Annotated in this window: 7 protein-coding genes and 2 pseudogenes; 5 read left to right on the top strand and 4 right to left on the bottom strand. The window is 66.8% G+C overall.

Annotated elements, in window-relative coordinates:
* Window positions 1-395, bottom strand: a pseudogene (locus V7Q81_RS12855) (hypothetical protein); the annotation flags it as partial.
* A gap of 291 nt (window positions 396-686) precedes the next feature.
* Here V7Q81_RS12855 and V7Q81_RS12850 point away from each other — a divergent pair.
* The 5 genes from V7Q81_RS12850 (at window position 687) to V7Q81_RS12830 (ending at window position 6,032) form a co-directional block, all read left to right on the top strand.
* Window positions 687-2,654, top strand: coding sequence for a sigma-54-dependent Fis family transcriptional regulator (locus V7Q81_RS12850; RefSeq protein ID WP_333843902.1), 1,968 nt, complete (start codon window positions 687-689; stop codon window positions 2,652-2,654).
* 189 nt (window positions 2,655-2,843) lie between these two features.
* Window positions 2,844-3,401 (top strand): flavoprotein, encoded by a 558-nt coding sequence (locus tag V7Q81_RS12845; RefSeq protein WP_333843900.1) that lies wholly within the window; start codon window positions 2,844-2,846, stop codon window positions 3,399-3,401.
* On the top strand, window positions 3,377-4,783 hold the full coding sequence (locus V7Q81_RS12840) for a DUF6513 domain-containing protein (RefSeq protein ID WP_333843897.1): 1,407 nt from the start codon (window positions 3,377-3,379) through the stop codon (window positions 4,781-4,783). Before V7Q81_RS12845 ends, V7Q81_RS12840 begins: the two co-directional genes overlap by 25 nt.
* On the top strand, window positions 4,780-5,352 hold the full coding sequence (locus V7Q81_RS12835) for a DUF447 domain-containing protein (RefSeq protein ID WP_333843894.1): 573 nt from the start codon (window positions 4,780-4,782) through the stop codon (window positions 5,350-5,352). The genes V7Q81_RS12840 and V7Q81_RS12835 overlap by 4 nt, the downstream gene beginning before the upstream one ends.
* On the top strand, window positions 5,349-6,032 hold the full coding sequence (locus V7Q81_RS12830; RefSeq protein WP_333843892.1) for a (5-formylfuran-3-yl)methyl phosphate synthase: 684 nt from the start codon (window positions 5,349-5,351) through the stop codon (window positions 6,030-6,032). Before V7Q81_RS12835 ends, V7Q81_RS12830 begins: the two co-directional genes overlap by 4 nt.
* Before the next feature lie 25 nt (window positions 6,033-6,057).
* On the opposite strand, the gene V7Q81_RS12825 is transcribed toward V7Q81_RS12830, so the two are convergent.
* The 3 genes and pseudogenes from V7Q81_RS12825 to V7Q81_RS12815 all read right to left on the bottom strand — a co-directional run.
* A complete protein-coding gene (locus V7Q81_RS12825; protein ID WP_333843889.1) occupies window positions 6,058-7,425 on the bottom strand; it encodes a TrpB-like pyridoxal phosphate-dependent enzyme in 1,368 nt (455 codons plus the stop codon).
* Between the two features lie 87 nt (window positions 7,426-7,512).
* Window positions 7,513-8,136: an amino acid kinase family protein gene (locus V7Q81_RS12820; RefSeq protein WP_333843885.1), complete on the bottom strand. Its 624-nt coding sequence runs from the start codon at window positions 8,134-8,136 to the stop codon at window positions 7,513-7,515.
* A pseudogene (locus V7Q81_RS12815) lies at window positions 8,123-8,326 on the bottom strand (hydantoinase/oxoprolinase family protein); the annotation flags it as partial. The gene V7Q81_RS12820 and the pseudogene V7Q81_RS12815, both read right to left, overlap by 14 nt.

Genomic DNA, 8,326 nt, shown 5'->3' with positions numbered 1-8,326 from the left:
CGAATCACCAGCTCGCCCATCCCCTGCTCCCCCACCCGCCAGGGGCAGCGCACCGCCTCCCACCCAGGCGCCATGCGGGTCAAGGCGGCGGCGAACCACTCCGGTACGCCCTTCGGCTCGACGGCTGGGCCGCTCGAGCGCGCGGGCATTGGGCGTCCGGCGGCGTCGTAGAACTCGATGCGCAAATGGCGCAACCGCGCGAGCGCTTGGGGGTCCGGGGCAGACGCGGCGCCCGCCCAACCGGCGCACAGAAGGTGTCGGGAAAGGTCCATCGTGGACTGAATTTCTGCCCGCACGTCCTCCCGGGCCCGTTGCATGGCGAAAAAGGCGCTCGCGAGGAGGACCGCGCCCAAGAGGGCGCTCAGGAGCAGGTTAAGGCGCAACTTCAGGCTCATGACTCGCGGCTGGGCAAAAGCGCAGTGGGCAAGCCAGTATGCCAGAAAGCTTCCCCGGGACGACCCCGATGTGCAAAACGCTCCTCGCTCGAGTCGGCGGGGGCGCTTTTCTCTGCCTATGGATAAACAGGGTGCAGAATGCTATGTTTGTAATGCCGTTGTAACGACCCATAGGAAAGCAGGGCCGGTTTTTATTCTGATCCGTTTTTCGCCGGCGCTTGCCATCATAAAACCGCCACGGATTCCGGAAGCACCGCGTTTTTCCGGAATCCAGACAGCGCGGAGGAGGATATGGCCGACCTCAGTCTGATCGAAAAACACGTTCGATCGGTGTGCTCCACCGTCTCCCTCGGTCTGAGCGAGCAAGCCTTGCAAAACCGGGTCACCCAGTCGTGGATCCGCTGCCTGCGGGACTACCGGCTCGATCCCGCCAGCCCCAACCCCACCCCAGTGGTGGATGCCTCGGAGCTCAAAGAACGCATTGAGCGCCTGTCGGACATCGTGCCCCACGCCAAGCTGGAGATGGCCAACTTGTACCAGCAGCTGGCCGGCTCCCAGCTCGCGGTGGTGCTGACCGACGCCGACGGGGTAATCCTGAGCCTGGTGGGCGATCCCATCTTCACCAAGGCCGGGGCCAAGTTGGGGCTGATCGAGGGGGCCGTGTGGAGTGAACGGGAGCAGGGGACCAACGGCATGGGCACCTGTCTCGTGGAGAAAAGCCCCATCGTCATCCACCGCACGGAGCACTTCTTTGCCCGCAACATCAGCCTCACCTGCTCCGCCGGCCCCATCTTCGACGGACAGGGGAATCTGCGGGCGGTGCTGGACGTCTCCAGCCAGTCTGCCCTGCCCCAGCAATACGCGGTGGCGCTGGTGAACATGTCTGCCCAGATGATCGAGAACCAGGCCTTCATGAGCACCTACAAAAACGACTACATCGTGCGTTTCCATAGCCGGCCGGAGTTCGTCTATACCCTGAACGAGGGGGCCCTCGCCTTCTCCTCCGAAGGCAGGCTCCTCGCCGCCAACCGCAGCGCCCTGTTCCAGCTGGGCGTGCGCAGCGTGTCGGAGATCTTTGGCGCCGACATCGGCGAGCTCTTCACCACGGCGCTGCCCGAACTGGTGGCGCGCAGCGCCAAGAGCTCCTTCCATCCCGTGCCGGTCTACGGGACCCGCCACGGCTCGCGCTTCTTTGCCGTAGCCCAGCAACCGGAGAACCTGGCTCGCCGCTCGAGCGAGCTGTTCGTAAGCCGCGTCTCGCCGACCAAGAGCAGCCCCGAAGCGCAACCCCGCCAGCTCATCGACATGTTGGAATTCGGCGATCCCAAGATGGCCCATAACGTCTATTGCGCCAAGCGGGTGCTCAATCGGGACATCCCCATCCTGCTCTACGGGGAGACGGGCACAGGCAAGGAGATCTTCGCCAAGGCCATCCATTACGCGAGCAACCGGGCGGACCGGCCTTACGTGGCGGTCAACTGCGCTTCCATTCCCGACACCCTGATCGAGAGCGAGCTCTTCGGCTACAAGCCGGGCGCCTTCACCGGCGCGACCCGGGAGGGGCGCCGGGGCAAGATCCTGCAAGCGAACGGGGGCACCCTGTTCCTGGACGAAATCGGCGACATGCCCCTGCCCCTCCAGGCGCGGCTGCTACGGGTGCTGGAGGAGCGGGAAGTGCTCCCCCTGGGGGGGGAAGTCCCGGTGAAGGTGGACATCCAGCTCATCTCCGCCACCCATCGCAACCTGAGCGAGATGGTGGCCGCGGGGGAGTTCCGGGAGGACCTCTACTACCGGCTCCAGGGCATCGCCTTGACCCTGCCGCCCCTGCGCAGCCGCACCGACAAGCGCCAGCTCATCGAACACATGCTGGCCGAAGCGGCCGGCGGGAACGATCGGGTGCGCCTGGATCCGGAAGCGTTACAGGTGCTGGAGGCGTACGACTGGCCGGGCAACATCCGCCAGCTGCGCAACGTGCTGCGCACTGCCCTCGCCCTGTGCGAAGGCAACACCGTCACCGTACGCGACCTGCCCCCGGAGGTGCTGGGGAGCCGGCGGCTCGCGCCCCCGGAGCCCCCTGCGGCGCGGGACCCCCAGCTCAACGCCCTGGAGGCCGCGGAGCGCGACGCCCTGATCCAGGAGCTGGAGCGCCATCGCTGGAACATCACCAATCTGGCGCGGCACCTCAACACGAGCCGCAACACCATCTACCGCAAGATGAAGCGGCTCAACATCCGCAACCTGAACGGCGACAAGAATTAGCACTCGGGACGCCGGGCGTGGCGCCCGCGCCCGGGAGCGCGGGCATGGGTTATGCTAACCTTTTGCCGGCCACCCTACGCGGGCGGATCAAATGCCGATCATCCTCTCCCGTCGCTCCCCCACGTCCTCGGCCGCCGGGCTCCCTGAGCGCTGCCTGCGGCCCAGGCCGCTTCCGGTCCGGGCTTGTCCATGAAGCGGGATCCCCTGCCCCGGTTCGCCTGGGCCCTCACCGGCTCGGGACACTTCCTGCGGGAGTCCCTGGAGATCGCCACCCGTCTGCCCTACACCGATCTCTACCTCTCCGCGGCGGCGGAGGAAGTGCTGCACATGTACAACGTCGACCTGGAGGACCTGCGCCGGCACTTTCGCCTCTTTCGCGACACCACCGCGAGCGCCGCGCCGGTGGGGCTGTTCTACCACGGCTTCTACCACACGGTGGTGATCGCCCCGGCCACCTCCAACACCGTGGCCAAGTTGGTGTGCGGCATCGCCGACACCCTGGTCACCAACATCTACGCCCAGGCCGGCAAGCAGCGCATACCGAGCATCGTCTTCGCCTGCGACGCCGAGCCCGAGGTCTACACCGAAGCGCCCAAGGAGTGGGTCACCCTCTATCCGCGCCGCATCGACCTGGAGAATACGGAGCGACTCAAGCGCTTCGAATACACCACGGTCGCCACCACCATCGAAGAGCTGCGCCAGGCGGTGGAAGCGAGGCTGCGATGCCTGAACATATCTGCTTCCTGACGGGCAGGCTGGCGGAGAAGAGCCTGCACAAGGTGCTCGAGGGCATGCAGCCCACGCCCTTCACCTATGAAGTGGTGCAGATCGGCATCAACGTGGCAGGCCTCATGACCGCGGAGCTGATCCGGCGCCGGCTGCCGAAACCGGTGAAGGCCGATTGGATCATGGTGCCCGGCCGCTGCCGCGGCGATCTGGAAGCGCTCTCCCGTCATTACGGTGTACCGGTCCGGCGGGGGCCCGACGAGTTGAAGGACATCCCCCGCTACTTCGGGGGCAAGGGGCTGGAGACGGATCTGAGCCGCTATGACATTCTGGTGTTCGCCGAGATCGTGGACGCGCCGGCCCTCCCGGTCCCCGCCCTGCTCGCCCGCGCCGAGCGCTATCGCCGGGATGGCGCGGACGTGATCGATCTGGGCTGCCTGCCCGATACGCCTTTCCCCCACCTGGCCGAGGCGGTAAAAGCGCTCAAGGCAGAAGGCTACCGGGTGAGCGTGGATTCCCTGGAGCCCCAGGAGCTCCTGCGCGGGGCAGAGGCCGGCGCCGACTATCTCCTGAGTCTCAAGGAAGAGACCTTGTGGGTGGCGGAGCGGGTCGCCTCGGTGCCGGTCCTCATTCCCTCCCGCCCAGGGGACCTGGCTTCCCTGGAGCGGGCGATTGCCTGGATGCAGGCGCGGGGCCGGCCCTTTTACGCCGATCCCATTCTGGAGCCCATTCATTTCGGATTCACCGACTCCCTGATGCGCTACTGGGAGCTGCGGCGCCGCCATCCGGAGGTGCCCATCCTCATGGGAGTAGGCAACCTGACCGAGCTGACCGATGCCGACACCACCGGTATCAACGCCGTGCTGCTGGGGATCGCTTCGGAGCTGCGGGTGGCCGCCATACTCACCACCCAGGTGAGCCCCCACTGCCGGCGGGCGGTCAGGGAAGCGGACGTGGCCCGCCGCCTGATGTACGCGGCACGGGAAAGCGCGAGCCTGCCTCGGGACTTCACCGAGGCGCTCCTCACCGTCCACGCCCGGCGGCCGTTTCCGGACACGGCGGAGGAAATTGCCGAAATCGCCCAGGCGGTCAAAGATCCGAGCTTCCGAGTACAGGTGAGCGAATCGGGCATCCACGTGTACAATCGCGACGGCTTCCATACGGCCACCGACCCCTACGCCTTCTTTCCCCGGCTCGGGGTGGAAAAGGACGGGGCCCACGCTTTCTACCTGGGCGTGGAGCTCGCCCGAGCCCAGATCGCCTGGCAATTGGGCAAGCGCTACGCCCAGGACGAAGTGCTGGACTGGGGCTGCGCGGTGGAGAGAGCTCCTGAAGACAAAAGCGCCTACCAAGCGCCCGGCACGACCCTGGAAAAACCCAAGAAGGCGCAAAGCGGTCCATGATCTTCGAGACTATTGTCACGACCCGCTCGCCCTCGGGCGCGGTCCACATCGCCCCCATGGGGATCCGCGAAGAGCGCGACCTCCTAGTGCTCGCGCCGTTCAAGCCCTCCACCACCCTGGAGAACGTGCTGTCCACGGGCTACGCCGTGGTGAACTACAGCGATGACGTGCGCATCTTCGCTGGCTGCCTGACCGGGCGGCGGGACTGGCCCCTCACCCCCGCCGACCGCATTCCCGGCGTGCGCCTCGTCGCGGCCCTGGCCCATGCCGAGCTGCAGCTCCTGCACGCCGAAGACGACCCGCTGCGGCCGCGCCTCCACTGCCGCCGGGTCCATCTGCAAAACCATCGTCCCTTCCGCGGCTTCAACCGGGCCCAGGCCGCGGTGCTGGAGGCGGCCATCCTGGTGTCACGCCTGCATCTGCTGCCTCGGGAGAAAATCGAGGCCGAAGTGAAGTACCTGAGCATCGCGGTGGAGAAGACCGCGGGCCCCGCCGAGCGGGAGGCCTGGGGCTGGCTGATGGAAGCCATCGCAGTCCACGATGCTCGGCAAGCGGAGCGGCCCGTATGACCGGGTTGCTGGCGAGTGTCCGCTCCCGCGAGGAAGCGACCCTTGCCCTGGAAGGCGGGGCCGACCTGATTGACCTCAAGGAGCCGCACCGCGGGGCCCTGGGGGCCCTTGCGCCCGAGACCGCGGCGGAGCTCATCCGCTGGATAGGGGGCAGACGCCCGGTGAGCGCCACCCTAGGGGATCTCCCCATGGCGCCTGCCCTCGTGCGGGCCGCCGCCGAGCGCATGGCGGCAAGCGGCGCAGACTACATCAAGGTGGGCCTGTTCCCTTCACCCCGGTCCCTGGCGTGCGTACGGGCCTTGGAGCCTCTTGCCCGCCGCGGCTGCCGCTTGGTGGCGGTTCTGTTCGCGGACCAGGCCCCCGACTGGGCCTGGCTGCCCGAGATCGCCGCTGCTGGATTTGCGGGCGCCATGCTGGATACGGCAGACAAAACCCGAGGAGGCTTGAGGACCCACCTGGACGAGGAGGCGCTCGCCCGCTTCGTGGACGCGGCCCGCGCGCTCGGGCTGACGGTGGGCTTGGCCGGCTCTTTGACGGAGGAGGACATCGGTCCCTTGAAGGCCCTCGCGCCCGACTTCCTGGGCTTCCGCGGTGCCCTGTGCCGGCAAGGCGCGCGCACCGGGACCCTCGATCCCGCCCGGTTCGCCGCCGTGAGAGCCCGGCTGGCCGCAGCCGGATAGACCGGTATCCACGGCCCAAAACCGCTCAGGCTTGGACCTCCGGTAGCCGCTTCAAGGCCGCCTGGATTTCCTGCGCCGGATATTCATAATCCGAAAGCTCGCCGGCAAAGTACTTGTCGTAAGCGGCCATGTCGAAGTGACCGTGGCCCGAGAGGTTGATGAGTAGGGTTTTGGCCTCCCCCGTGCGCTTGCAGCGCAGGGCTTCGTCGAGGGCGGCGCGGATGGCATGGCAGGACTCGGGTGCCGGAAGGATACCCTCCGCGCGGGCAAACTGCACCCCGGCCTCGAAGGTAGCGAGCTGAGGTACGGCCATGGCCTCCAGATGCCCCTCGTGATAGAGCTGGGACACCAGGGGCGAGTCGCCGTGGTAACGCAGCCCGCCCGCATGGATGCCGGGTGGGATGAAGTCGTGGCCCAGGGTGTACATCTTCATGAGGGGGGTAAAGCCGGAAGCATCGCCGAAGTCATAGGCATAGACGCCTTTGGTCAGAGTGGGGCAGGAGGCGGGCTCTACCGCGACGAGCCGCAGCTTCTCGGCTCGCTTGTCCCCCGCCGCCTTGTCGGCGAAGAAGGGGAAGGCGATCCCAGCGAAATTGGAACCGCCCCCACAGGGGGCAAAAATCATATCCGGATAATCTCCGGCCTTCTCAAGCTGCTTTTTTGCTTCCAGTCCGATGACGGTCTGATGCAATAGCACGTGGTTGAGCACCGAACCCAACGCATAGTTGGTGTCGGCGCGGGCGGCGGCCTCCTCCACCGCCTCCGAGATGGCGATGCCGAGGCTTCCGGGATTGTCCGGTGCCCGGGCGAGCACCTGGCGGCCGGCCTCGGTGAGCTCGCTGGGGCTTGCGAACACCTCCGCGCCCCAGGCCTGCATGAGGGAACGACGAAAAGGTTTCTGCCCGTAGGAGACTTTCACCATGTAGATCCGCACCGAGATGCCGAACATTTGTCCTGCCAGGGCAAGCGCCGAGCCCCACTGACCGGCGCCCGTCTCAGTGACGAGGCGCTTGATGCCCGCCACGCGGTTGTAATAGGCCTGGGCTACGGCGGAATTCGGTTTGTGCGATCCCGCGGGAGAGACACCCTCGTACTTGTAGTAGATCTTCGCCGGCGTACCCAGCAGGGCTTCCAGGCGGTGGGCACGCAATAGGGGTGAAGGTCGCCACAGCCGGTATATTTCCCGTACCGGCTCGGGAATGGGAACCCAGCGCTCTGTCGCTGTCTCCTGCGCGAGGATGTTGGCGGGGAAGATGGCCTCCATCCGCCCCGGGGCGAGGGGTTTTCCGTCTGGGCCGAGGGGCGGGTAAGGCTTGTTCGGCATGTCGGCCACCACGTTGTACCAATGGGTGGGCATCTCGCTTTCGTCGAGCAGGATCTTGGTCTGGGACATGCGCCGACCCTCACTGTTGGGCGGATGAGACGCTATCATAACGGCTGCGAGCGCGCTTCACCGAAGCGACGATCAGTTCCCGATGGCCTATAGATCCCGCTCGGCCGGCATGCCCATTGGCCGGCACACATTGCCGAGGAGGAGCTGGCCCAGGGTCTCGTACTGCTGTTTGGCGAGCACCAGGGTCTGAAAACAGCCCGAGCGCACGAAAGCCGGGAAGGCCGGGTCCACCAGACCGCTACGGCTCATATCCTCCGCCGCGATCTCCGCCTGGGCGGGCGCGAAGGGCTTGACGAGCACCAGTCGCTCGGCGCTCACGTACTGGGCGAGCCAGGCGGCCAGGCTGTCGGAGGTCACGTCCCAGCTGGCAGGAATTTCTTCAGCAGCAAGGGCCATGCGGGTGGGTAGCCACACGGCCACCCGTCCCGAGCGTAGCGCTGCTACCAGAGCCTCTCGGCTTGCCGCCGGCACCAGCTCAGGACAAATGCCCGTCAGCATGAGCCCGTACTGCTCCATGCCCAGCAGGGCCATACGGTGGGCGATCCCGTCGTCGAAGCGCCACGCCTCCTGGGCCTCCCGCACCCGGTCAGCGAAAGGACCGCCCCCGGGAACGATGATCACCTGCCCGCCCCCGTAGCGGGAAAGGGTCTCCAGCCAGTCCCTGAGCACCGCCTCTCCAGCGAGGCTGCCGCCCAGCTTAACCACCCACATGGGCCTTCTCCGCTTCCTCCGCGGCTAGGCAAGCCACCGCCACGGCCGGGGCACAGCTGGCGATCCACTGGGGATCGACATGGATATGGCGGAACAAGCCGGCAAAATCCCGATAGGGGCGGTCGAGCCGTGCCGCCACTCGGGCGGCGACGAAGCGGCCCACCCCTGCGCCCACGACGGGGGCCTTGGG

Source organism: Pelomicrobium sp. (genome assembly GCF_036803785.1).
Classification (GTDB): Bacteria; Pseudomonadota; Gammaproteobacteria; order Burkholderiales; family UBA6910; genus Pelomicrobium.
Note: the sequence above shows the minus strand (reverse complement) of the source record. Positions and strands in the feature narration are given on the sequence as shown.